This window comes from Rhizobium sp. BK098, from assembly GCF_014193155.1.
In the GTDB taxonomy this organism is placed as follows: Bacteria; Pseudomonadota; Alphaproteobacteria; order Rhizobiales; family Rhizobiaceae; genus Rhizobium.
Genome location: NZ_JACHYY010000010.1, coordinates 114,878 through 136,654, shown reverse-complemented (window position 1 = coordinate 136,654; position 21,777 = coordinate 114,878). Strand labels below are relative to the sequence as shown.

General features: G+C 58.7%; 22 protein-coding genes and 1 tRNA gene. 7 read left to right on the top strand and 16 right to left on the bottom strand.

What is annotated here, in order from left to right:
* Nucleotides 1-13: 13 nt before the first annotated feature.
* The gene (gene pcsA / locus FHT73_RS23610; protein ID WP_015339851.1) at nt 14-739 is read right to left on the bottom strand and encodes a phosphatidylcholine synthase; all 726 of its coding nucleotides are present in this window, start codon (nt 737-739) and stop codon (nt 14-16) included.
* Between the two features lie 212 nt (nt 740-951).
* Between pcsA and FHT73_RS23605 the strand changes: the two genes are divergently transcribed.
* Nucleotides 952-2,154 (top strand): UbiH/UbiF family hydroxylase, encoded by a 1,203-nt coding sequence (locus tag FHT73_RS23605; protein ID WP_183715202.1) that lies wholly within the window; start codon nt 952-954, stop codon nt 2,152-2,154.
* Here the strand turns inward: FHT73_RS23605 and FHT73_RS23600 are convergent.
* Nucleotides 2,131-3,093: an AEC family transporter gene (locus FHT73_RS23600; RefSeq protein WP_183715201.1), complete on the bottom strand. Its 963-nt coding sequence runs from the start codon at nt 3,091-3,093 to the stop codon at nt 2,131-2,133. The genes FHT73_RS23605 and FHT73_RS23600 overlap by 24 nt on opposite strands.
* A 64-nt stretch (nt 3,094-3,157) precedes the next feature.
* A complete protein-coding gene (locus tag FHT73_RS23595; RefSeq protein ID WP_112610253.1) occupies nt 3,158-3,910 on the bottom strand; it encodes a cytochrome c biogenesis CcdA family protein in 753 nt (250 codons plus the stop codon).
* Between the two features lie 282 nt (nt 3,911-4,192).
* Between FHT73_RS23595 and FHT73_RS23590 the strand changes: the two genes are divergently transcribed.
* Nucleotides 4,193-4,474, top strand: a complete 282-nt coding sequence (locus FHT73_RS23590) for a PsiF family protein (RefSeq protein ID WP_112338356.1) — start codon at nt 4,193-4,195, stop codon at nt 4,472-4,474.
* 187 nt (nt 4,475-4,661) lie between these two features.
* Here FHT73_RS23590 and FHT73_RS23585 read toward each other — a convergent pair whose 3' ends face one another.
* The 3 genes from FHT73_RS23585 to FHT73_RS23575 form a co-directional block, all read right to left on the bottom strand.
* Nucleotides 4,662-4,862, bottom strand: a complete 201-nt coding sequence (locus tag FHT73_RS23585) for a hypothetical protein (protein ID WP_162708079.1) — start codon at nt 4,860-4,862, stop codon at nt 4,662-4,664.
* A gap of 444 nt (nt 4,863-5,306) precedes the next feature.
* Nucleotides 5,307-5,669, bottom strand: a complete 363-nt coding sequence (locus FHT73_RS23580) for a hypothetical protein (protein WP_246778834.1) — start codon at nt 5,667-5,669, stop codon at nt 5,307-5,309.
* Between the two features lie 799 nt (nt 5,670-6,468).
* Nucleotides 6,469-6,544 (bottom strand) — tRNA-Lys (locus FHT73_RS23575).
* Between the two features lie 377 nt (nt 6,545-6,921).
* Between FHT73_RS23575 and FHT73_RS23570 the strand changes: the two genes are divergently transcribed.
* The 3 genes from FHT73_RS23570 to FHT73_RS23560 all read left to right on the top strand — a co-directional run bounded on the left by FHT73_RS23570 (nt 6,922) and on the right by FHT73_RS23560 (nt 8,378).
* Complete coding sequence (locus tag FHT73_RS23570) at nt 6,922-7,179, top strand: GlsB/YeaQ/YmgE family stress response membrane protein (protein WP_015339842.1); 258 nt, start codon at nt 6,922-6,924, stop codon at nt 7,177-7,179.
* Between the two features lie 193 nt (nt 7,180-7,372).
* Nucleotides 7,373-7,579 carry a hypothetical protein gene (locus FHT73_RS23565; protein ID WP_112338352.1) on the top strand — a complete coding sequence of 69 codons (207 nt, stop codon included), beginning with the start codon at nt 7,373-7,375 and terminating at the stop codon, nt 7,577-7,579.
* Between the two features lie 184 nt (nt 7,580-7,763).
* Nucleotides 7,764-8,378 (top strand): GntR family transcriptional regulator, encoded by a 615-nt coding sequence (locus FHT73_RS23560; protein WP_183715197.1) that lies wholly within the window; start codon nt 7,764-7,766, stop codon nt 8,376-8,378.
* Nucleotides 8,379-8,431: 53 nt separating this feature from the next.
* Here the strand turns inward: FHT73_RS23560 and FHT73_RS23555 are convergent, their stop codons facing one another.
* The 5 genes from FHT73_RS23555 to cysG all read right to left on the bottom strand — a co-directional run bounded on the left by FHT73_RS23555 (nt 8,432) and on the right by cysG (nt 13,465).
* Nucleotides 8,432-9,244, bottom strand: a complete 813-nt coding sequence (locus tag FHT73_RS23555; RefSeq protein WP_112338350.1) for a ferredoxin--NADP reductase — start codon at nt 9,242-9,244, stop codon at nt 8,432-8,434.
* Between the two features lie 245 nt (nt 9,245-9,489).
* On the bottom strand, nt 9,490-10,002 hold the full coding sequence (locus FHT73_RS23550) for a DUF934 domain-containing protein (RefSeq protein ID WP_112338349.1): 513 nt from the start codon (nt 10,000-10,002) through the stop codon (nt 9,490-9,492).
* An 11-nt stretch (nt 10,003-10,013) separates the two neighbouring features.
* The gene (locus FHT73_RS23545; RefSeq protein ID WP_183715195.1) at nt 10,014-11,693 is read right to left on the bottom strand and encodes a nitrite/sulfite reductase; all 1,680 of its coding nucleotides are present in this window, start codon (nt 11,691-11,693) and stop codon (nt 10,014-10,016) included.
* Between the two features lie 17 nt (nt 11,694-11,710).
* The gene (locus FHT73_RS23540) at nt 11,711-12,025 is read right to left on the bottom strand and encodes a DUF2849 domain-containing protein (protein WP_015339836.1); all 315 of its coding nucleotides are present in this window, start codon (nt 12,023-12,025) and stop codon (nt 11,711-11,713) included.
* A 3-nt stretch (nt 12,026-12,028) separates the two neighbouring features.
* Nucleotides 12,029-13,465, bottom strand: coding sequence for a siroheme synthase CysG (gene cysG, locus FHT73_RS23535; RefSeq protein ID WP_183715193.1), 1,437 nt, complete (start codon nt 13,463-13,465; stop codon nt 12,029-12,031).
* Nucleotides 13,466-13,760: 295 nt separating this feature from the next.
* Between cysG and FHT73_RS23530 the strand changes: the two genes are divergently transcribed.
* Entirely contained in the window at nt 13,761-14,348 is a 588-nt protein-coding gene (locus FHT73_RS23530; RefSeq protein ID WP_183715191.1) for a nucleoside deaminase, read from the top strand.
* Nucleotides 14,349-14,370: 22 nt separating this feature from the next.
* On the top strand, nt 14,371-15,219 hold the full coding sequence (mazG, locus tag FHT73_RS23525) for a nucleoside triphosphate pyrophosphohydrolase (protein WP_183715189.1): 849 nt from the start codon (nt 14,371-14,373) through the stop codon (nt 15,217-15,219).
* 7 nt (nt 15,220-15,226) lie between these two features.
* Here mazG and hflX read toward each other — a convergent pair whose 3' ends face one another.
* From hflX to FHT73_RS23500, 5 genes are all read right to left on the bottom strand, one after another.
* Nucleotides 15,227-16,561: a GTPase HflX gene (gene hflX / locus FHT73_RS23520; RefSeq protein WP_183715187.1), complete on the bottom strand. Its 1,335-nt coding sequence runs from the start codon at nt 16,559-16,561 to the stop codon at nt 15,227-15,229.
* 78 nt (nt 16,562-16,639) lie between these two features.
* Nucleotides 16,640-16,882 (bottom strand): RNA chaperone Hfq, encoded by a 243-nt coding sequence (hfq, locus tag FHT73_RS23515; RefSeq protein ID WP_003539403.1) that lies wholly within the window; start codon nt 16,880-16,882, stop codon nt 16,640-16,642.
* A gap of 107 nt (nt 16,883-16,989) precedes the next feature.
* Nucleotides 16,990-17,853, bottom strand: coding sequence for a D-amino-acid transaminase (locus FHT73_RS23510; protein ID WP_183715185.1), 864 nt, complete (start codon nt 17,851-17,853; stop codon nt 16,990-16,992).
* A 49-nt stretch (nt 17,854-17,902) separates the two neighbouring features.
* Entirely contained in the window at nt 17,903-19,267 is a 1,365-nt protein-coding gene (locus tag FHT73_RS23505; RefSeq protein ID WP_183715183.1) for a sigma-54 dependent transcriptional regulator, read from the bottom strand.
* Nucleotides 19,257-21,530, bottom strand: coding sequence for a PAS domain-containing sensor histidine kinase (locus FHT73_RS23500; protein ID WP_112338342.1), 2,274 nt, complete (start codon nt 21,528-21,530; stop codon nt 19,257-19,259). The genes FHT73_RS23505 and FHT73_RS23500 overlap by 11 nt, the downstream gene beginning before the upstream one ends.
* Nucleotides 21,531-21,777 lie beyond the last annotated feature (247 nt).

Genomic DNA, 21,777 nt, shown 5'->3' with positions numbered 1-21,777 from the left:
CTAGGAACGAGCCTTACTGACGTCCGAGCGACGGGAAAAACTGCAGCACGGCACCGATGCAATAGAGATAGATACCGCTGATAATGAAGAGGACAACGGCCCATTGCGGCATGACGAAATGCATCAGCAGCGAATAGATGCCGAGTGCCGACCAGAAGAGAAATATGCCAAGGTTCAGCGGCCGCAAGCGCTTGACACGCACGGGGTGCAGAAAATTGATCGGCAGAAAGGTCAGGACGACGGAAACGCCGACGAGGATCATGGCCGTCGTGGCGCTGGCGCCGATGACGAAAAGCGTGAAGATCACCATGTTCCAGACGACCGGGAAACCGGAGAAGAAATATTCGTCCGTCTTCATGCCGGTATCGGCGTAATAGATGGCACTGGAAACGACAATCATCCCGGCTGCGACAAACGACCAGGGCTCGCCGATCATGCCGCTCTCATAGAGCGCGAATGCCGGCAGGAGCACGTAGGTCACGTAATCGATGATATTGTCGAGCGTGTCGCCGGACCAGTTGGGCAACACTTCCTTGACGCGGACCTTGCGTGCGATCGGCCCATCGATGCCGTCGACCAGCAGCGCCAGGCCAAGCCACCAGAACATATCGACAAAGCGATGTTCTGATGCCGCGACGACGCCGAGAAAGGCGAGAAACGATCCGGATGCCGTCAGTATATGAACGGAGAAGGCACGCATCTCCGCATAAGGCACCCGCTTGTAATTGAAGATTTTCATCCGCCCCACGACTCGTCAGCTTATTCACCTGCCCCGGCAGGCGGTTTTTCTTGCTAATATGCATCCTTTGGTCGGCATCGCCAGCGCAAAAGCGTTTATCTGGGCACGCTAGCGCGACTTACTGTCATTTTCACCCGTTGCGATGTTTCATCCCATGGATTTCAACAGGCTAAGCGCTTATTTTCAGTACCGAAGGCAATTGAGGCATCGATATGAAGCAGATTGAAGTGGCCGTTATCGGCGGTGGGCTCGCCGGCATGATCACGGCTTTCGCGCTGGCGCGCGGCGGAAGATCCGTCGCCCTTGTGGCCGCGCCGCACAACAAAGCCGACAAGCGGACTACGGCGCTGATGGATCAATCGATCCGCTTTCTGGAGCGACTGACGGTATGGGAGAAGATCGCGCCTTCGGCGGCGGCGCTGACGACGATGCGCATCATCGACGGCACGTCGCGGCTGCTGCGGGCACCGACGGTCTCGTTCCGGGCATCGGAAATCGGCCTGGATGCCTTCGGTTACAATATTCCGAATGCCGTGTTGCTGGACAACCTCAGCCAAGCCATCGAAGCGGAAGGCAATGTACTTCGCATCGAAGCCACGGCTTCCGAAATCGCCTTCCGCGACGATGGTGTCGCGATCACGCTCGACAATGGTGATTCGATCGAAGCTGCATTCGTCGTCGGCGCGGACGGCCGCAATTCGATGGTGCGAGAGACCCTCGGAATCAAAACCAAGGGCTGGTCCTATCCGCAATCGGCAATGGTTCTGAATTTCGCGCATAGCCTGCCGCATCAGAACATCTCCACGGAATTCCACACCGAAAGCGGCCCCTTCACGCAGGTACCCCTGCCCGGCAGACGCTCCAGTCTCGTCTGGGTGCAGAAGCCGACCGAAGCCGCTGCCAACGCGGAGAAGTCGCTCGAAGAACTCGGCCGGCTGGTCGAGGAGCGGATGCAGTCGATGCTCGGCCAGGTCACGATCGAGGACAGCGTGCAGGTCTGGCCGCTTTCCGGTATGACGGCCTACCGTTTCGGCAAGGGTCGCGCCGCGCTGATCGGCGAAGCAGCCCATGTCTTCCCGCCGATCGGCGCGCAGGGCCTCAATCTCAGCCTTCGCGATATCCTGGCTTTGTCGGACATTCTCTGCTCGCGCGCAGACCTTCCGATCCCGGCGACATCGGGCGACAGTTTCGATCGCAAGAGGCGCGCCGATATTGTCAGCCGCACGGCGAGTGTCGATCTCCTCAATCGCTCGCTTCTGTCGGATTTTCTGCCCGTGCAGATGCTGCGGGCAGCAGGCCTGCATGTGCTTTCGGCCATCGCGCCGCTCCGCAACATCGTCATGCGCGAGGGCATCGAACCCGGCGGCGGCCTGCGCAATTTTTCCTCGGCGTTACGGGAAAAGCTGCGCCGGTAAGACGCCCGCCTTTATCAGGTAAAGCACCAGTGAAACCGTCACCACGGAACAGGCCGTGGTAATCAGGATAGTGGCGGAGGCCCGCTCCTGCCAGACACCATATTGCTGACCGATGACAAAGACATTCGTTGCCGTCGGCAATGCCGCCAGCAACACGGCTGCCTCGACCCAGATCGGATCAAAGCCGCCGACCGCCTGCAAAACGATATAGACCACAAGAGGATGCAGGACGAGTTTTGCCGGCACGATGTAGCCGATCTCGACCGGAATCCGCTTGAGCGGGCGCAGCGCGAGCGTCACACCCATGGCAAATAGTGCGCAAGGAGCAGCAGCTTGCGCGAGATAATTGACAAATCGCTCGAAGGCGATCGGTTGATGCAGCGATAACGCAGCCACGACGAAACCAAGCGCCGTCGACAGGATGAAAGGGTGCAGTAGCACCTTCCGGGCGATATCCGCAGCAAGCCGCGGCGGGGAGCGCTTGTCGGCACCTTCCAGCGCCATCAGAGCGGGTGCGACGATGAAGTGCAGCGCATTTTCGAAGCAGATGATCAGCGCCACCGGAGCAGCCGCCTTTTCGCCCAGCGCCAGCAGCGCAAGCCCCGGCCCCATGTAGCCGATGTTGCCATAGGCTCCCGCAAAGCCCTGGATAGTGCTGTCGGCAACCGAATTGCGGCGCAGGAAACGGCCGATCAGAAACAGCAGCAGGAAAATCGAGTAAGTCGCGGCGATATCGGTGGCGATGAAGTCGATCCGCGTCAGCTCGTCGATCGGTGTTTGCGACACGAGCTTGAAAAACAGCGCCGGCAACGCGGCATAGATGATGAACGTGTTCAACCAGCCGAGCGCCTCGGCCGGCTGCTTCGTAACGCGTGCTGCGACGTAGCCGACCAGGATCAGCCCAAAGAACGGCAGCAACAGACCAACAATATCAGCCATGGGGGTCAGCCATCGGGCATGTTCCATTTGCCGAGAAGAACGAGAGGCGAAAATATCGCCCGACTTAGCCGATTTTCATCAGGATCGGAAAGGTCTGCTGAAACCAGATCGCCATGTCGCTGATATAGCCGAAGATGAAGGCGAGACCGGTGAGCACCAAAAGCCCACCCATGATCCGTTCGACCGTGCCGAGATGACGGCGGAAACGGGAGAGAAAACGCATGAAGGCACCGGAAAAGCCGGCGGCGATCCAGAAGGGGATGGCAAGCCCGAGAGAGTAGACGGCGAGCAGGCCAGCGCCCGCGCCGATCGTTTCGCGCGATGCGGCAACGCCGAGAATAGCGCCGAGCACCGGGCCGATGCAGGGCGTCCACCCGAAGGCGAAGGCAAGGCCCATGATATAGGCGCCCGTCAGCGTCGCCGGCTTGCCGCCGCTCTGAAAGCGCGCCTCACGGGCCAGAAGGCCTATGCGGAAGATGCCGAGGAAGTTCAGCCCCATGATGACGATGATGAGGCCGCCGATCTTGGCGAGAATATCGAGGTGCTGGCGCAGAAGCATGCCGATCGAGGACGCACCGGCGCCGAGCGCGATGAATACGGTGGCAAACCCCAGGGTGAAGAACAGCGCCGACATCAACACATTGCCGCGGATGCCCGGTGCCTGAGCGACGGCCGCTCCGCCGCCGCGAAACTGCTCGACCGAAATTCCCGCCATGTAACAGAGATAAGGCGGCACGAGCGGCAGCACGCAGGGTGAAAGAAACGAAAGCGCTCCGGCGACCAAAGCACTCAGAAGCGAAATATCGGCAAGCGACACGATGGACTCCGGCTATATCATTCCGATCCCCTTCCTAACGGCGCGGGTATCGGAAAGCCAATCACCTTTTCGAGCGGGCGGCATCTTGCCTTAAAGTTGACGGAATTGGGAAAGCTGCAGCCTGTTGCAAAACCGCGATTTTCCCCGATTTTCCGGGCGGGAACAGGCATCCGCAAGCTGCTCGATGAGCGAATTGCATTTGTAAAAATATTGGTTCAAGCTGTTGATGTTCGTCGGACAACGCACATTCCACTCAAGCTAGTCAGCAGAGGAAAAGCCCCAATGAGAATTGCTACCATGTTCACGACTGCAGCCTTTGTCGCACTCTTCAGCGTAAGCGCGATGGCACAAACGGCAACTACTCCGAGCACGACGACAACGACTACGCCAAGTGCAACCACATCGGCTCCATCGACGACCAACACGATGAAGCCAAAGGCAATGAAGCCCGCTCAAACCGCGGTTTCGAAGGCATGTTCGGCCCAGGCCGATGCCAAGGGCCTGCACGGAAAGGCGCGCGCCAAGTTCCGAAGCGATTGCAAGAAGAACGGCGGCAAGGCCTAGACTTTTTCACTATGAAATCGCGGTCAACTTTACCATCCAGCCGGCGGTAAGGTTGATCGCGACCGGCTCGTTACTCTCACGCAAAATTCAGATGAAATGCCAGGCCTCGGCGAAAATCGCGTCAGCCGGATTTGAATTTCGTTCGATCGTTCAGATGGCCACCAAATGTATGAGCAGCAGTTAGCGCTCATGCATCTCTCGGTTTGCGCTCCTTTGTCGCCGGATCGGTTTTACCCTCCACAAGCCTATTTCTGGGATCGGCAACGACTGAAGCTCCATCCTTTTCCCTATTCATTCGATCGCTCTCATGCGCCTTGCTGTGCTGTATCTTTGCCAGCGCTTGCTTCTTCTCACGTTCGCCATTCGATTCATGTCGATCTTGTGCCAAGGCGTGCCTCCTTTTTGTTAAAGAGGGAACTCACCTGATGAAATTAGGTTCCAATCGAAGGCACGACACGATTATGTTTAGCGGTCCCTATCCCACTAACGAGCAGATTTGTTGTCTTTGAATTAGGCAAATGCCGCTTCGCTGTACTTTTAGCGACATATAATATAATAATGCGACGACAGGCGTGAAACGAATCTTGAATTCCATCCGTTTCAGCTTCGCTGCCATGTGAGGAATGCTGATCATGACGTCGATCGAAAGAAAGAAGCTCGCGCGGCTTGTTATGCTCAAATTGCTGCCGATCTTCGGTGGACTGACGGCGGTCGCAGTCGTTGCGCTCTCAACAATCGCGTAAGTACCGGTCACGACCTCCGCAGAGGCGAGCGCGGTAATAACGCTATCGGGATCTCGAATCTTGCTGCTCGATATTTCGCCTGCCCAACGTCAGGAACAGTCGGTGCTGTCGACCGAAAACGAATAGTCCCTGCCCTTCAGCTGATAGATATAGTTCGCCAAAGATGCTTCGCCGGAACTGAATTTCGGCAGTAGGAAGTCGCAGAGATCCGTAAGCTGCGCGGATTTGACGAGAGGCGGATCGAAATCGTCATCATCGCCATCGAGATCGTAGAAATAGCTATAGATGTGATCGCTGAGGTCTATCTTCGTCAGCGTGGTTTTCTGGTCGATCTTCTTAGGCAAATCCTTGTTGGCGAAGATCACCGGATAACGCTCAGAGAGGTAGGGGATCACAAGCCGCTCGGTCACGGGCGCGGTGATCGCGATTCCGAGAAGCGGCAGCACTCTCAAGGCTATAGAAAACCTCCTGCCCGCGATCAGCCCGGCCAAAAGGCCCAAGGATACCAGCAACCCGCAAACGATTGCATAAATCTCCCACAGAGACAGCTCTGCCACGAATTCCATCATTCGCCCGTCGTCTTCACCAACAGTCTTATTGATGAAGCTATGATACTATCAAATCGAGATTCGTCACCAGCCAATTCGGACTCAACGTCATCAACAACCTGTGCGTTCTGGTTGACGGACGAAAGCGCGATGCGAACAGAGGCAAGACAATCAGCGAGATTCAGCAATGCAAAAACTGCGAAGGTTGCCGGGCTGTGCGTGGCCTTCGGGCAGGCTCATGATCGTTCTAATGAACCAACTTCGCAACCTGCGGGACAGTTTGCATCGCGCTCTCGTGCCGTCCGGAAGTCAATCCGATGATGACCGCAACCGCAGCGACCATTACGTAAATAATGGTGCCTTTAGGCTTTCGGTCCGATAAGCAACGCCTTGTCGACTCTAATGAACGCGGATGGTCAGACATCTTGATCCTTTGGTATTTAAGAGCGCTCATTTAGTGGATCAGCGAGCTCAGTTAAATATCTCGATTCGCGCATCTCCCTTGCAGGCAGCGAATACCGGGTTATTCTTGTGTCTGGGTTGCTCGGTAAAAAATTGGCCCTTCCTGTTTTTGTGTCGCATCTTGGCCGGGTGCCTGGTCTAGGTAACGGCGATATCACTGGAAAATCGAGCAATACGAAAATTCGCACCTTCGCCTAAGGGCGTTTGGCGACCTATCTCTCCGGGCTGGACAAAGAAACGATGGTGAGAGCGATGGGATTCGAACCCATGACCTACTGATTAAAAGTCAGTTGCTCTACCGACTGAGCTACGCTCTCCCTCTCCGCTGGCAGAAGCTGCCCCGGCTGGAAGTGCGCGGAACATATGCAGACGCCTTATTGTGGTCAACCCATAAAATTGCGGTTGTCAGCGGCCGAGGATGCTTTTCCTCGCCTCACTACCACGAAACGACGCCATAGGGCCGAAGAAGCCGCCCGTTCTTCAGGAAAATCAGAACTCCGGCGCCAGCGACGAATGAGCTGCGGCAAGACAATCGATTCTCAGAGACCCAAACAACCGTAACAATCTCCCTTAATAATCAGGGTTGCAATGAACGGATCAATCGGCTCGCCATGCGCAACAGTTGGGGTGCGAATCGTTTTTGGTGTATATCAGCTATTGTTAACAACCTGTCGGGCCCTCAGGAGGTTCTTTTATGGAAGACGCAAACGTAGGTTGGATTGCAGCAATTATCATCGGCGGTTTGGCTGGCTGGTTTGCCGAGATGATCATGAAGAGCAACACCGGCATCATCATGAACATCATCCTCGGCATTGTTGGCGCGCTCGTCGCCAGCTGGCTGTTCCGTGCCCTCGGCATCGCGCTGCCGTTTCATGTATGGCTGAACTATCTGGTCACTGGCTTCATCGGCGCCTGCATTCTTATTTTCATCGGGCGATTGATCAGGCGATAGCAGCGTATCGGGCTGCATACGCCCGAATTGGGAAGAGGAAAAAAGGGAAGGCGGAGCAAATCGCCTTCCCTTTTTTGTTGCGTGAGCCCCGGCGGAAGGCTGCCTTTAGCGGAGGCAACGCGACTTTCAAGGTCTTTCCAAGCTCCACCTTGGCGCTATCTATCGGGTGAGGAACCGAAAGGAGGTTGGAAACATGATAGAAAACACCAATCGGACAACCGCCCGCAAAGTTATCCGCGGCCGCCCATACAGTATTGCCGAGTTTGCACGGAAATATCGTCTCGACGATGCGGAGGCAAAACGCCTCTTCTACAAGTTCGGCCCGTCGTCCACCGAGCTGGACCTGCTCATGGCCGCCAAACGAAGACCGCCCACCCTTGCCACCGCACTCGGCCAATAACGACGCGGCTCCTTTGCTCCACTTGCGAAATATCCCGAAATCGTCGGCCCTTAGGGACGACGATTTCCGGTACGGCGATTTGAACGGACCGCCAAGCCGGCCTTGTTGACGTGTCACGACCGTTGCCTTCGACGAGGCCAGATGACACTGTGTGCCCTCACGCATAAGCCGGACATGATTTCGGATGCAGAATTCGCTCAGCCATCTTGCCTATCTCGCGCTGGAATATGCGATCGTGTCGCTCGAGCTGAAGCCAGGCGGCCTTGTGACCGAAAAGCAGCTGATCGAGATGGCGGGACACGGACGAACGCCGGTGCGCGAGGCCATTCAGAAGCTGGCCTGGCAGGGATTGATCCATGTGCGCCCGCGCGTCGGCCTGCAAATCGCGGAAATTCGTCCGGAAGATCATCAATATGTCATGCAGGTGCGGCGCGAACTGGAACCGATTGCCGCCGCGCTCGCCGCCGCCTATGCCGATCCGCAGCAGCGGGAGCGATTGCGGGAATGCGCCCGACGGATGGAGGAATGCGCCGGTACCGGCGACCTGCCCGGTTTTTTCGCCGCCGACAAGACATTCGATGAAATTCTGGAAGCCGCCTGCCCCAACAATTTCATCACGGCAGCGCTCGCCCCAGTTCAAACACATGCGCGCCGGCTGTGGTATTCGACTGGAACGCATGACCGCATGGGCGGCGCGATTGCCATGCATGTTCAGGCGATAGACGCCATCCTGGACGGCGATGCCGACAAGGCACGCACAGCCATGGCCGCACTCATCGATTATCTCAACAATGCATGAAAAAGGCGGCTTCGTCGCCGAAACCGCCTTTTTCATGCATTGGAACAATTCGCTTAACCGACGAAAGCGCGTTCGATGACGAACTCGGCCGGCTTGTTGTTGGCACCTTCGTTCAGGCCGGCCTTTTCGAGCAGGCCCTTGGTGTCCTTCAGCATGGCGGAGGAGCCGCAGATCATGCCGCGATCGATCGCGGGATCCAGCGGCGGAACGCCGAGGTCGCTGAAAAGCTTGCCGTTTTCGATGAGATCGGTGATGCGGCCCTTGAAGGGGAATTCCTCGCGGGTGACGGTCGCATAGTGGCGCAGCTTATCGCCGACGACTTCGCTGAGGATCTCGTCATTGCGGATTTCCTCGACAAGATCGAAGCCGTATTTCAGCTCGGCAACATCGCGCGTCGTGTGGGTGAGGATGACTTCCTCGAATTTTTCATAGGTTTCCGGATCGCGGATAAGGCTCGCAAATGGCGCAACTCCGGTGCCGGTCGAGAACATATAGAGCCGACGGCCAGGCGTCAGCGCATCCAGAACCAGCGTGCCCGTCGGCTTCTTGCGCATCAGCACTTCGTCGCCGGGCTTGATGTTCTGCAGGTGTGAGGTCAGCGGACCGTCCGGCACCTTGATGGAAAAGAATTCAAGCTCGTCGGCCCAGGCAGGGCTCGCGATCGAATAGGCACGATAAAGCGGCTTCCCCTCGACCATGAGGCCGATCATGGCGAACTCGCCCGAGCGGAAACGGAAGCCCTGCGGCCGGGTCATGGTGAAGCGAAAGAGCCGATCGGTATAATGCGTGACGCTCAGCACCTTCTCGGCGAAGACGCCGGCGGGTACTGCTGAAGCAAATTCATCTGTCTTTGCGGGGGCGTTCATTCTGTCTCGAATCCCGTATTAGTCTTACGCGTTCTTCCTGGGCACGTATTCCCTGGCAGGCTCATTTCGCGACGCTGATATAACAATATAGCCGGTTTTGAAAGGCATTCCATTCCAACCGACGTTACGGGACTGAAATATGCCTATTCCAGTCAAGTTTCCATATCACCGAGCGTACATAATTCGAAAGGCTTGAATACGGCAATCCGACACCATCAAATTGCCGCAACGGCCGCCTTTCGACATCAGGCCGACTTTGCCGGCAATCGCCGCCAGCTATAGGCCTGCCCGCCTTCTGCGCGGCGCGCGGTCGGCTGATAGTAATGCGGAATGCCCGGAAGGCGGTTCTCCGCCAACCTCCTCAGTGCTGTTTCATTCGTCACCGAGAAACTATCAATGCCGACGCGCAGCATTAGCGGAATCTGGTCGATCAGCACGTCGCCGACAGCGCGCAGCTCATTGGCGTAGCCGAGGCGTTGGCGCAGCAGCGAGGCATGGCTGAAGGCGCGGCCATCGTTGAATGCCGGAAAAGCAACCGCGACGATATCAAGACGATCGAGATAGGGCTGCAGCCGTGTCACGTCGTCGGCTGGCTTGATGACGACGCCGAGGCCGGCCTCATTGCTCTCTTCCGCCTTTGCGATCAACGCATCGAGGCCAAGCAGCGGCTTCTGCGCCTCGGTTGCCTTGACCTCGTCAGTCTCGATGACCCACGGATCATGCTCCACGAAGCCTGTTTCACGCCAGATCTTGGTCATGGTCAATCTCCTTACGCTGCTTCGGCTGCCGACGAGGACGCGCCGTAAAGCGCGGTCTTGAACGGCTGCGGCCCGACGCGGCGATAAGCGGCGAGGAAGGTTTCGGAGGGATCCAGACGAAGACCGAGATAGGTGTCGACGATGGTCTCGATCGCGTCGGTCACCTTGTCGGGCTCGAAGCCGCGGCCGATGATCTCACCGATCGAGGTATTCTCGTCGCCGGAGCCGCCGAGCGTGATCTGATAGAGTTCTGCGCCCTTCTTCTCCACACCGAGCAGACCGATGTGGCCGACATGGTGATGGCCACAGGCATTGATGCAGCCGGAAATCTTGATCTTCAGCTCGCCGATCTCCGCCTGGCGCTCGGGCGAACCGAAACGCGTAGAGATTTCCTGCGCAACCGGAATGGAGCGCGCATTGGCAAGCGCGCAATAGTCGAGGCCAGGACAGGCGATAATATCCGTGATCAGGCCGGCATTGGCCGTCTCCAGGCCGATAGCGACGAGGCCGCGATAGACGGCTTCGAGATCTGCCAGTGCAACATGCGGCAGGATGAGATTCTGCTCATGGCTGACACGGATTTCGTCGAAGGCATATTCCTCGGCGATATCGGCGACAGCGTCCATCTGGACATCCGTCGCATCGCCAGGAATGCCGCCGATCGGCTTCAGCGAGATTGTCACCATGCCGTAATCGGGGTTCTTGTGCGGCTGCACGTTTTGCTGCACCCAGCGGGCAAAGGCCGGATCGGCCTTCCTCCAGCGCGCCAGGCTTTCCCAGCCTTCAGGGCGCTCCGGCAGCGCCGGCGGCGCGAAATAGGCCGAGATGGCCTGGACATCGGCTTCCGGCAGCTTCAGCTCGGTGTCTCGCAGCTTGTCGAACTCGACTTCGACCTGACGTGCCAGTTCCTCGGCGCCCGTTTCATGCACGAGGATCTTGATGCGCGCCTTGTACTTGTTGTCGCGGCGGCCATGCAGATTGTAAACGCGCATGATGGCGGTGATGTAGGAGAGAAGATCCGCTTCCGGCAAATAGTCACGGATCAGCTTGGCAACCAGCGGCGTACGCCCCTGCCCGCCGCCGACATAGACAGCAAAACCGATCTCGCCCTTGTCGTTTTTCTTCAGATGCAGGCCGACATCATGCACCTGAATGGCGGCACGATCGCGCTCGGCGCCGGTGACGGCAATCTTGAACTTACGCGGCAGGAAGGAGAACTCCGGATGAACGGAGGACCATTGGCGCAGGATTTCGGCATAGGGCCTGGGATCGGCGACTTCATCAGCCGCGGCGCCGGCAAAATGGTCGGCAGTCACGTTGCGAATGCAGTTGCCCGAGGTCTGGATGGCGTGCATCTCGACCGAAGCGAGATCAGCAAGCGCGTCCGGCATCTCGGAAAGCTTCGGCCAGTTGAACTGAAGGTTCTGACGCGTGGTGAAGTGGCCATAGCCGCGGTCATAAGTGCGGGCGACATGGGCGAGCATGCGCATCTGGCGCGAGCTCAGCGTGCCATAGGGAATGGCGATCCGCAGCATATAGGCGTGCAGCTGCAGATAGACGCCGTTCATCAGGCGCAGCGGCTTGAAGGCGTCTTCCGAAAGCTCCCCCGAGAGGCGTCGCTCCACCTGATCGCGAAACTGGGCAACCCGTTCCGCAACAAAGGCGTGGTCGAATTCATCGTAACGATACATGACTTCCTCGGGACTTCTCAGACTGCAATGAAATCGGGATCGGCGGCGGCATAGCCCGGCGCGTATTCCATGGTGGGACCTTCGGCGCGGATGCGCTCACGCAGGCGCAGCGGCCAAAGCTTGCCGCCGGTTTCCTGCACGTCGATCAGATTGACGTCGACGACCTTGTTGTCAGCATAGGCCTGCTTGCCGATCGCTTCCAGTGCGGCTTCCGCTTCGGCATGGCGAGCGACAAGCGCCTCCTGCAGCGATGTCACCCACTCACCATTTGCGTTCAGCCAGACGGCGACGCCATCGGTGAGCCGGTTTGCGGTCAGAACCTTGTCGACCATCAATCAGCTCCTTGCATAGTCTTGAGCAGCGGTCTCGCGACGGACCAGCGGCTCGGATTGCTCAAAATTCGCACCGGCGACGGCATCGCCGATAATGACCATGACCGGCCCACCCAGCTCATCGCGGTGTTCGAGATCGGGCAGATCCCGCAATATTCCGTGCATCAGTCGGCGATCACGCCGGCTCGCATTCTCGATGATGGCAACGGTCGTCTCGGGCGGCAGGCCAGCTTGCATCAGACGGCCGGCGACGGAAGCGGCAACCGTACGTCCCATATACACGGCAATCGTGGCGCCGGATACGGCCAAACTCGCCCAATCGGGCAGCACATCGCCTGTGAGATCGTGACCCGTTGTGAAGACCAGCGACGAGGCGACGCCACGCAGCGTCAGCGGCAACTCGAAATCGGCAGCGGCGGCGAAAGCCGAGGTGATGCCCGGAACGATCTCATAGCCAATGCCGGCAGCGCGCAGAGCCGCCATTTCCTCACCGGCACGGCCGTAAACCAGCGGATCGCCGGACTTCAGCCGCACGACGCGCTTGCCTTCACGGCCGAGCTGCACCAGCAGATCGTTGATCTCTTCCTGCGATTTGCTGTGGCAACCCTTGCGCTTGCCGACGGATAGGCGCTCGGCATCGCGGCGGCCCATGTCGACGATCGCCTGCGGCACAAGCGCGTCGTAGACGATGACATCGGCTTCCATCATGACGCGCTGCGCCCGCAGCGTCAGCAGATCTTCGGCGCCTGGGCCGGCACCGACCAGCCAGACGCGACCCTCGACCTCACGCGACGACCGCAGCAGCTCATCGGCTGCTTGTTCCGCCTGCACGACATGACCGGCATTGACGGCGTCGGCGACGGATCCGGAAAAGAACTCCCGCCAGAAGATGCGGCGAGCAACGCCACGCGGCACGAGGCGATCGACCGGTTTGCGGAAGCGCGTCGCCAATTCTGCAAGCTTGCCAAGCGACGGCGACAGCATCTGATCGATCTGCGCACGGATCATCTGCGCCAGCACAGGTCCGGCACCCTCGGTGCCGATGGCAACGGCAACAGGCGCGCGGTTGACCAGCGCCGGCGTATAGAAATCGCAATAATCGGGCTGATCGACGGCGTTTGCCGGAATTCGCTCGGCGCGAGCCGCATCGACGATAGCGCGATCAGCTTCCGCATCGCCAGTGGCGGCAAAGACGAGCGTCGCGCCCTTGACCTGATCGGGTGAAAAATCGCCACGTACAGTTTCGATGCGGTTGGCGATGAGGAAAGCATGATAGTCAGCCTCGGGCGCCGGCGTAAAGGCAACAACTTTCGCCTGCGTGTTCAAAAGCAGTCGCACCTTGGCAGAGGCCTCGTCGCCATTACCGAAGACAGCCGCCACCCTTCCTTCCACGCGGAAGAAAGCGGGAAACACCGAAAGCTGTTCAGTCCTGGGAGGCATCACTATTCCACTTCAAGATTTAGCGAATATCGCCCCTGCGGCCAAGAGATTGAAGAAACAGAAATTCTAATGCCCATGCATGCGCGTATTCTTTTGCTCGACATGCCAAGGATTTGAGCAAAACTCACCAGGCGAGCAGATCGCAATAAGCCTATAAAATTTATAGATTTTTATGACTTAGCCCCATTGCCGAGCTGCTTTATTGCTTGTGGCAAACATAGTCTTTAAGTTATTTACGCATACCGCCGCATTTGCAATCCCGATAGACTGCAGCGAAAATCGCTGGAGAAAACCCTTGCCTGACAATAGCATCGCTGCACGCCTCCTCAATGTCGTCGAGCATGACATCCTTCCCCTGACCCGCACAGGCGTGGCTGCCGGCAACAAGGTTTTCGGCGCGGCCATCCTGCGGAAGTCCGATCTCTCACTAGTCGTTGCGGAAACCAACAATGAATTGGAAAACCCGCTCTGGCATGGCGAGGTTCACACCCTCAAACGCTTCTACGAGCTTGGCGAGAAGCCGGCGACCAAGGATCTGATCTTCCTGTCCACGCACGAGCCGTGCACCATGTGCATGTCCGCCATCACCTGGGCCGGCTTCGATAATTTCTATTATTTCTTTAGCCATGAGGATTCGCGGGACGCCTTCGCAATCCCGCACGATCTCAAGATCCTGAAGGAAGTCTTCGGCCTGGAGCCGGGCGGCTATCGTCGCCAAAACGCATTCTGGAACAGCTTTGCCATCTCCGACCTGGTGGAGACGGAAGCGGATCCACGCAAAGGCGAGCTCAAAGACCAGACAGCACGCATCAAGCAGGCCTATGCCGATCTCTCCGACAACTACCAGGCCTCGAAGAGCGGCAACGACATCCCTTTGAATTGATAGAGCAAGACCAGAGGCAATGATGGAAGCATCGCGAGACATTTCCCGTCTGATCGACATCATGGCGGCGCTGCGAAACCCGGAGAGCGGTTGCCCCTGGGACATCGTCCAGACCTTCGAAACCATCAAGCCCTATACGATCGAAGAGGCCTATGAGGTCGCGGATGCGATCGAGCGCAAGGATAACGACGATCTTTGCGACGAGCTCGGCGATCTCCTGCTGCAGGTCGTCTTCCACGCGCGAATCGCCGAGGAGGCCGGAGCATTTTCCTTCGGTGATGTCGTGCACGCCATTACCCGCAAGATGATCCGTCGCCATCCACATGTCTTTGCCGTCTCCGATGCCAAGACCGAGGATGCGGTGACGCTGCAATGGGACCGGATCAAGGCCGAAGAGAAGCGGGAACGCGCCGAACGCCGCACCAAGAGCGGTATCACTGAAGATTTCAAGGCCGGTTTCCTGGGTTCAGTGCAGCGGACTTTCCCTGCCCTGACCGAAGCCTTGAAACTGCAGGAGCGCGCCGCCAAGGTGGGTTTCGATTGGTCTGCGCCGGAGCCGATCCTCGACAAGATCGAGGAGGAGATCGGCGAATTGCGGGCAGCGCTTGCAAGCGGCGACAAGGCCAAGGTCAGCGATGAACTCGGCGATCTAATCTTTGCTGTCGTCAATATCGGCCGGCATGTGAACGCCGATCCCGAACAGGCGTTGCGCGGCACGAACACCAAATTCCGCCGCCGCTTCCATCACATCGAAACAACGCTCGAGGCTAAAGGCGAGACGCTGGAAGGCGCCTCGCTGGAGCGGATGGAAGAAATCTGGCAGTCAGCAAAGGCCATCGAGCGGCAGCTGGCAGGTGTCAAGTTGGCGTAAAAGCCGTCTATTCCCAATCTTCGCGTTGCGGCTTCGGGCCGTTGCCCATGCGCCGCTCCAATTCAGCCGCTTCGGTCTCTGTGAGTCGGACGTCGAGCGTCACCGTGCCATCCTCATTGTCCTCGCGGTTATCGACGATGGCGTGATTGTAAAGCCAGGGCAGCAGCGCCAGCTTTTCGACGGGCAAGGTGATCGTCGTTTCCGTCAGCACGCCGGAAAGGCGCCGGCTGATTTCATCCATCAGACGATCGACGCCCTCGCCTGTTATCGCTGAGACGGCAATGACGTTTTCCGCGGTCGACGCCTTCTGGACGATGGCATCGTGAGCTTCCGGCTCCAGGCGGTCGATCTTGTTCCAGACCTCAAGGATGCGCTCGGCGCCTTCGGCCTCGCCAATGCCGAGATCGCCGAGAATGCGCATCACGTCAGCGCTCTGGGCCTGATTGTCGTCATCCGAGAGATCACGGACATGCAGGATCAGGTCGGCTTCCAGCACCTCTTCCAGCGTTGCGCGAAACGCGGCCACCAGATGAGTCGGCAGGTCGGAGATGAAGCCAACAGTATCTGAGAGAATGACCGTGCGGCCATGCGGCAGCTTCATGCGGCGCAGCGTCGGATCGAGCGTCGCAAACAGCATGTCTTCCGCGAGCACGCCGGCGCCGGTAATGCGATTGAAGAGCGTCGACTTGCCGGCATTGGTATAGCCGACGAGAGCCACAATCGGATGCGGCACCTTCTTGCGTTTGGCGCGATGAAGCTGGCGGGTGCGAACCACCTGTTCGAGCTCGCGCTCCAGCCGGATGATCCGTTCCTGCAGCATGCGCCGGTCGGCTTCGATCTGGGTTTCACCCGGGCCGCCCATGAAGCCGGCACCGCCGCGCTGGCGTTCAAGGTGGGTCCAGCTTCGAACCAGCCGGCCCTTCTGGTAGTTCAGATGCGCAAGCTCGACCTGCAGCGTACCCTCCTTGGTGGAGGCGCGGCGGCCGAAGATTTCGAGAATGAGGCCGGTGCGGTCGATGACCTTGGCGTTCCATGCCTTTTCAAGATTGCGCTGCTGTACCGGCGTCAACGGATGATCGACGATCACGAGGCCGGCGTTGAACTCGTCGAGCAGTGCAAGGATTTCCTCGATCTTGCCAGTTCCCAGCAGCGTTGCCGGCCGCGGATCGTTGATGGGAACGATTGAGCCGTTGACGACATCGAGATCGATGGCCAGCGCAAGCCCCTTTGCCTCTTCCAGTCGGCTTTCGGGCGGGCGTGAAACGGAGATGGCACTGTCGGCTTGAGCTGAACGCGCGGCGCGCGCCTGTTTCAGCACAGGCACGACGACAACAGCGCGCATGTCATCCCGGTGTTTTACGGTCTCCGGGATGAGGGAATCGTTTTTGGTATCGCGTGTCGTGATAACGGCAAGTCCCGGTTAAGATGCGGCTTCTTCGCTCTCGAACATCTGCATCGGCTGACCCGGCATGATCGTCGAGATCGCATGCTTGTAGACGAGCTGCGAATGGCCATCGCGGCGGAGCAGGACGCAGAAATTGTCGAATGAGGTTACGACACCTGTGAGCTTCACGCCGTTAATCAAGAAAATTGTGAGTGAAATCTTTTGCTTGCGAACAGTATTGAGAAACAAGTCCTGCAAGTTCTGAGAACGTTCCGCCATCGCGCCGCTTCTTTCTTTTTTGCCGACCTGAGCCGGTTGAATGTCATGGTATACAGAGGTCCCGGACGGGAGATACCCTCATTCTCTCCCCCCAGCGAATGTTGGTATCAAATCGCAGTCTTTTCCGCAACGTCGAAAAAGGCTTCACGAATTTTCTGTGACATGCTGCCCGGATGACCGTTCGCTATCGTCTCTCCATCGATAGAAACGACCGGAAAACAGATACTTGTCGCCGCCGTGATGAAGACTTCGCGGGCCTTCATCATCTCTTCGACCGAGAAAAATCGCTCGACGATCGTCACGTCGAGCTTGGCTGCAACGTCCATCAGCGTCGTGCGGGTGATGCCGCGCAGGATGCCGTGTTCGGCCGGGCGGGTGACGAGATTCCCGTCGTGATCGACGATCCAGACGTTGGTCGCCGCACCTTCCTTCACCATGCCGTTGTGATCGATATAGATCGCCTCCTGCGCGCCGGCCTCCTTGGCCTGCTGACGGGCCATCGCGTTCGGAAGCAGTCCGACCGACTTGATATCCACGCGATCCCAGCGGTTGTCGCGGACGGTGATCGCCTTGATGCCATTGGCGTTCTTCTTGGCGATCACGGACTGATCGGTGCTCTTGGCGGTGACGACGATCGAGGATGGCGTGCCGGCCGGCGGGAAGACGTGATCGCGACGGGCAACGCCGCGCGTCACCTGCAGGTAGAAGAGGCCGTCGCGGACATGGTTGCGGCGCAAAGTCTCGCGAATCACGAGAACCAATGCCTGGCGCGTCATCGGCCAGGCGATGCGCAGCTCGCCCAGCGAACGGTTGAGGCGATCGAGATGGCGCGTCAGGTCGACGATCACGCCATGACGAACCTCGCACACCTCGTAGACGCCATCGGCGAACTGATAGCCGCGATCCTCGATATGCACCATGGCATCGCTGTGCTTGACATAGCGGCCGTTGACATAAGCTATTCTCGGCATAGAAGCCCCTGATCCGAATTCTGTGATGTTCGAAATGTCGGGCGGCCGTTCAGACGCCCAACGACTTCAGCTTGCGATGGAGTGCCGAGCGTTCCATGCCGACAAATTCCGCCGTGCGCGAGATATTGCCGCCGAACCGGTTGATTTGAGCGATGAGATAATCGCGCTCGAACATTTCGCGGGCTTCGCGCAGCGGCAATGTCATGATGTGGTAATCATTCTTGGCGGAGACCTTCGGCAGCATGTCGCCGAGGTCGGTCGGCAGCATTTCCGCCGTGATCGGCGTTTCTGCGCCGTCAGAGCGCGCCAGGATCATCAGCCGCTCGATATTGTTGCGCAGCTGGCGGATGTTGCCAGGCCAATCATGCGCCTGCAGCACGGCCATGGCGTCGTCACCGATGCGACGCGGCCGGATGCCCGCCTGCTCCGAAATCTGGCGCATCAGCTGATCCACGAGGAAGGGAATATCCTCCCGGCGCTCGGCAAGAGCCGGGACGCGGACGGGCACGACAGCTAGGCGGTGATAGAGATCTTCGCGGAACAGACCCTCGGCAATGCGGCTCTCGAGATTGTAGGCCGTGGACGAGATGATGCGCACATCCACCTTTACCCGCTTGGAACCGCCGACACGCTCGAACTGCTGGTCAACGAGCACCCGCAGGATCTTGTTCTGCGTCTCGCGCGGCATTTCACCGACTTCGTCGAGATAGAGGATGCCGCGATGGGCCTCTTCCAGGGCCCCGATCTTGCGCGCCTGCCCCGGCGAGCCTTCGGTGCCGAACAGGGCGATTTCCATGCGCTCCGGCGTGATTGTGGCGGCGTTCAACGCCACGAAGGGGCTATTCGCGCGCGTTGACTTCTTGTGGATCATCCGGGCCACAAGCTCCTTGCCGGAGCCCGATGGACCGAAGATCATGATGCGGCTGTTGGTGGGAGAAACCTTGTCGATGGTCTGGCGCAGCTGCGACACGGCTACCGACGTGCCGATCAATTCAACGGCGTCGCCCGTGCGGCGCTTCAGCTCGGAGACTTCGCGCTTCAACTTGGAATTTTCGAGCGCACGCTCTGCAATCAAGATGAGGCGATCGGCCTTGAACGGCTTTTCGATGAAATCGAAAGCGCCGCGCTTGATGGCGGAGACGGCCGTTTCGATATTGCCATGACCCGAAATCATAACCACGGGCAGCTCCGGATGGCGCGCCTTGATCTCATCCAATAGCGCCAGACCGTCGAGCTTGCTGCCCTGCATCCAGATATCGAGGAAGATCAGCCGCGGCGCGCGATCGGAAATCGCGGCGAGCGCGCTGTCGCTGTCATGCGCAGTGCGAGTTTCGTGCCCCTCATCCGAAAGAATTCCCGAAACGATTTCGCGAATGTCTTCCTCGTCGTCGACTACGAGAATATCAGATGCCATAGACGCTTTCCTTGTCATTTTCTGTATGGGCGACGGCGGCTTGCTCACGGCGCGGCAGATGCACGCGGATCATGGCCCCCCTGCCCTGGTCGAAATCGGCCGGCGCGTCGTGGAGTTCGATCTGCCCGCCATGGTCTTCAATGATCTTCTTGACGATGGCGAGGCCAAGGCCCGTGCCCTTCTCGCGCATCGTCATATAGGGTTCGAGAATGCTGTGCCGGTTTTCCACCGGCAGGCCGCGGCCATTGTCGATGACGTCGACAGTGAAGCGATCACGATCCGGATCGAGCGACGAGCGCACGAGGATCTTCGGCTGCTCGCGAGCCTGGTCGCTCGGTACGCCTTCGATTGCCTCGACGGCATTCTTGATGAGATTGCCGAAGGCCTGGCCGAGCATTCGCGCATCGAACATGCCCTCGAGCCGTTCGTCGCCCAGCTCACGCCCGAACTGGACATGTGTATTGCCCATTTCGCGCAGGAACACGGCGTCGCGCAGAATATCGCGCAGATCGGTCGGCTCCATGGTCGGCTTCGGCATGCGGGCGAAGGAGGAGAACTCGTCGACCATGCGGCCGATATCACCGACCTGCCGGATGATCGTATCCGTGCACTGGTCGAAGACAGGACGGTCGGCATCGGCGATGTTCTTGCCGAAACGGCGACGGATACGCTCGGCCGACAGCTGAATGGGCGTCAGCGGGTTCTTGATCTCATGGGCAATGCGGCGGGCGACATCGGCCCAGGCGGTCGAGCGTTGCGCTATGACGAGATCGGTAATGTCATCGAGTGTGATGACATAGGACTCGTTGGCATCGCGCGATTCCTCACGCGTTACCTGAACGCTGAGCGTGCGTACCGTTCCGCCGCGAACAAGGCTGATCTGCTTGCGGAAATCGCTGCGATGGCGCGTCGTCGCTTCCGTCACGACTTGATCGACCTCTGGTGAGATATCAGACAGATTCTTGCCGATGAGCTCGTCGCTCTTGAGCGTCAGTAGATCTTCAGCCGAAGTATTGACGATGGTGATGCGCCGATCGTGCTCGACACCGATCACGGCCGCCGTCACACCCGATAGCACGGCCTCGATGAAGCGGCGTCGGTCGTCTACCTCGTCCTTCGCTTCAAGGATTTCATCGCGCTGCGTGCGAATTTCCGAGATCATCTTGTTGAAGGTGCGCGACAGGCTGCCGACGTCGCCGTCAGCCGAGCGCACCGGCACCAGCACGTTCATGTTCCCCGAAGCAACGTTATCCGCAGCGCTGATAAGGAGACGGATGGGCCTGACGATACGATCGGCAATTGCGATGGCTGTCCAGATCGCCGCCAGAAGTACGATGAGAGCAAAGCCGATATAAAGAACGGCAAAAGCGATCTGGAGCGACATGCGCCCTTCTTCCATCGCCTTGTACTCGACCGTATTGTCCTCCACCATCCGCATGGCATTCATGACGCGCGGGTCGACCGCCCGAACGGTGTAGAGAAACGCGCCGGGTATTTCATCGAGCTTGATGACAGCGCCAACAAGATTGGTCACGCCAGGCGGGATGAGAGTCGGTTGCCCGTTGGCCGAAGAATCAAGCGCGTCTTTTGGAATGGCCGGCAGCGGACGTTCGGTCTTGATCTCGGCCTGGACAATGGCGCTGCCGTCGCGGCGCACGAGAAATGCACCCAGCAAGCCGCGCCCGCGTGCCTGACGGGTCATCAAGTCGGCAAAGCCGGTGCGATCGAGATTGAAGAGCGAACGGTTGCGCTCCAGATCGTTTGCCATCGACACGGTCTGACCCTGCAGATAGCTCGCATTCTCCATCAGATAGGCTTGCGCGACGTTCTGGGAGGAGCTGATGATCTGCTGTGTGCGCACGCCGAACCAGCGATCCAGGCCGACATTGAGCGTCAGGCTGGCAACGATGGCAACGAGAATGGCCGGTGTGATCGCGACGATCGAGAACAGAACGACGATGCGGATATGCAGGCGGGCTGCCGCGCGACCACGGCTGCGTGCCTTCATCAGGCGCGCCACTTCGCGGGCGATCAGAGCGATCAGACCCAGGACGAAAAGTCCGTTGATAACGACCGAGGTGAAAACGACGGATGATGTCGGGGCGACTGGCGTCAGCCCGAGAAGCATCAGCAAGGTCGCGATGGCGCACAAAAGCGCGCCGCCGGCCAGGATCAGACCAGGTAGGGCAAAGGAAGCACGACGATCCGTCACCTTGACAACCGTCTCGTCGCTCGCCGCCGGCGACACCGCGTCCTGTATCATTCCCATCAATCTCCACGCCCGAGCGACGGTCGGCGCCCTGGTCAAATGCACGGCCAATTACGACCTTCATGCGAGTGACAGGCAGAGGCGGGAACTGTCGTCCGGTTTCGCCAAGGAGCGAAACCCTTACTTCAGGTCATCATTGCAAATAGCTGAAAAATCAGACGAACTCTTGCCTTTGGGAGAGCTGGCCAGACGAATCGCCACTGCAAAAACGACGAATCAACTGCGTGACCTTTAAGCAACG

Bases quoted from the DNA above. Each gene is read 5' to 3' on its own strand.
- pcsA (WP_015339851.1), bottom strand. From the start codon at position 739: ATGAAAATCTTCAATTACAAGCGGGTGCCTTATGCGGAGATGCGTGCC.
- FHT73_RS23605 (WP_183715202.1), top strand. From the start codon at position 952: ATGAAGCAGATTGAAGTGGCCGTTATCGGCGGTGGGCTCGCCGGCATG.
- FHT73_RS23600 (WP_183715201.1), bottom strand. From the start codon at position 3,093: ATGGCTGATATTGTTGGTCTGTTGCTGCCGTTCTTTGGGCTGATCCTG.
- FHT73_RS23590 (WP_112338356.1), top strand. From the start codon at position 4,193: ATGAGAATTGCTACCATGTTCACGACTGCAGCCTTTGTCGCACTCTTC.
- FHT73_RS23570 (WP_015339842.1), top strand. From the start codon at position 6,922: ATGGAAGACGCAAACGTAGGTTGGATTGCAGCAATTATCATCGGCGGT.
- FHT73_RS23565 (WP_112338352.1), top strand. From the start codon at position 7,373: ATGATAGAAAACACCAATCGGACAACCGCCCGCAAAGTTATCCGCGGC.
- FHT73_RS23560 (WP_183715197.1), top strand. From the start codon at position 7,764: ATGCAGAATTCGCTCAGCCATCTTGCCTATCTCGCGCTGGAATATGCG.
- FHT73_RS23555 (WP_112338350.1), bottom strand. From the start codon at position 9,244: ATGAACGCCCCCGCAAAGACAGATGAATTTGCTTCAGCAGTACCCGCC.
- FHT73_RS23550 (WP_112338349.1), bottom strand. From the start codon at position 10,002: ATGACCAAGATCTGGCGTGAAACAGGCTTCGTGGAGCATGATCCGTGG.
- FHT73_RS23545 (WP_183715195.1), bottom strand. From the start codon at position 11,693: ATGTATCGTTACGATGAATTCGACCACGCCTTTGTTGCGGAACGGGTT.
- FHT73_RS23540 (WP_015339836.1), bottom strand. From the start codon at position 12,025: ATGGTCGACAAGGTTCTGACCGCAAACCGGCTCACCGATGGCGTCGCC.
- cysG (WP_183715193.1), bottom strand. From the start codon at position 13,465: ATGCCTCCCAGGACTGAACAGCTTTCGGTGTTTCCCGCTTTCTTCCGC.
- mazG (WP_183715189.1), top strand. From the start codon at position 14,371: ATGGAAGCATCGCGAGACATTTCCCGTCTGATCGACATCATGGCGGCG.
- hflX (WP_183715187.1), bottom strand. From the start codon at position 16,561: ATGCGCGCTGTTGTCGTCGTGCCTGTGCTGAAACAGGCGCGCGCCGCG.
- hfq (WP_003539403.1), bottom strand. From the start codon at position 16,882: ATGGCGGAACGTTCTCAGAACTTGCAGGACTTGTTTCTCAATACTGTT.
- FHT73_RS23510 (WP_183715185.1), bottom strand. From the start codon at position 17,853: ATGCCGAGAATAGCTTATGTCAACGGCCGCTATGTCAAGCACAGCGAT.
- FHT73_RS23505 (WP_183715183.1), bottom strand. From the start codon at position 19,267: ATGGCATCTGATATTCTCGTAGTCGACGACGAGGAAGACATTCGCGAA.
- FHT73_RS23500 (WP_112338342.1), bottom strand. From the start codon at position 21,530: ATGATACAGGACGCGGTGTCGCCGGCGGCGAGCGACGAGACGGTTGTC.